This window comes from Francisella sp. 19X1-34 (assembly GCF_041102755.1).
GTDB lineage: Bacteria > Pseudomonadota > Gammaproteobacteria > Francisellales > Francisellaceae > Francisella.
Genome location: NZ_JBGCTX010000139.1, coordinates 1 through 1,538 on the forward strand (window position 1 = coordinate 1; position 1,538 = coordinate 1,538).

The window sequence follows — 1,538 nt, forward strand, 5'->3', positions numbered from 1 at the left end:
AATACCTTAGATAATTGATTAAGTATTTCTTCTTGAGTTAATGACTCTACATCTGATACATAATAACCAACTAAGTATTTATTATTATTCCTATCCTTAGCTAATACACAGCTCTGTTTAATCCCTTCTATAGCAGATAGTTGATTCTCAATCTCTCCTAACTCAATCCTAAACCCGCGTATCTTAACCTGATCATCATTGCGACCTATATATTCAATATTACCATCTGCCAACCATCTAACTAAATCTCCTGTATTATACAACCTTGTATAACCTTTAGCTATATCTTCATTTGTAGCAAATGGATTAGATATAAACCTTTCTTCAGTTAACTCAGATCGATTCAAATAGCCCCTAGCTAATCCAGCTCCGCCTATATATAACTCTCCAACCACTCCAACTGGTACTGGTTGTTGGTGTTGGTCTAAGACATATACTCTTTCATTACTTAATGGCTTCCCTATTGGTAATATATGTTTATTAGTATATAAGTCACTCATAAAAAAAGCTGTACTACAGACAGTAGCTTCGGAAGGACCATAGCCATTTAATATTTCAATATTATTCTTTATTATATTTTTAGCATCATATGAATAAACTTTTTCAACTCCTGTTAAGATGATACTAAGATTATTAAAACTATTATCTTTTAGATAAGCAGATAGATCTTTTATATAAAATGGAGGGATGTACGCAAATTCCACATTATTAGTATCTATGTATTCAAAATAAGGTAAAGGATCAAGTCTAATATTATCTGTCAGAATATGTAATTGTTTGTTAAAACATAAACTATTAAATATCTCATATACAGAAACATCAAAGGTATAACTAGTCCATAAAGATGTTATTTTAGATTTATTAAAAAAGAATTTACTGTATAGCAGCTGTAAAATTGACCTATACTCAATCATCACCCCTTTAGGTAACCCAGTAGTACCAGATGTATAGATAACATACGCTAAATCTGTTGAATTACTTTGTGGAGGTAGATTTTCTTTATCCTCTTGATCATATACATAACTTTGTTCTTGATCTGGATCAATAGATATCAAACTAATATCACTAGCTATATAATCAAGTTTATTCTCTAAATGACTTTGAGTGATAACTAATTTAGCTTGTGTATCTGCAAGTATATGTCTAAACCTCTCCTCAGGATAATCAGGATCCATTGGTACATATGCTCCTCCTGCTTTCATAACACCAAGTATTCCTATCACCATATCCATACTTCTTTCTAAGCATAATGGTATTAATGTATCTGGCACTAGCTCTTGATTAGTTACTTCTTTATACTGCTTTCTTATATATCTAGCTAATTGATTTGATCTTTGGTTTAACTCTCTGTACGTTAATTGTTGGCCCTCAAATACCAATGCTACATTATTAGGGTTTTGCTCTACTTGCTCTTCAAACAATTGATATATTGTCTTATCTTTAGGGTATGGTTTGTCTGTTTGGTTCCAATTGTAAACTATCTGATCTCTCTCTTGATCTGTTAATATACTAAGATCTATATGTCTATCATCTAGCTT

1 protein-coding gene is annotated in these 1,538 nt (G+C 31.2%); it reads right to left on the reverse strand.

Annotated elements, in window-relative coordinates; genetic code table 11:
• On the reverse strand, nucleotides 1–1,538 hold a 1,538-nt coding region (locus AB8E56_RS11680), incomplete at both ends, for an amino acid adenylation domain-containing protein (RefSeq protein ID WP_329481316.1).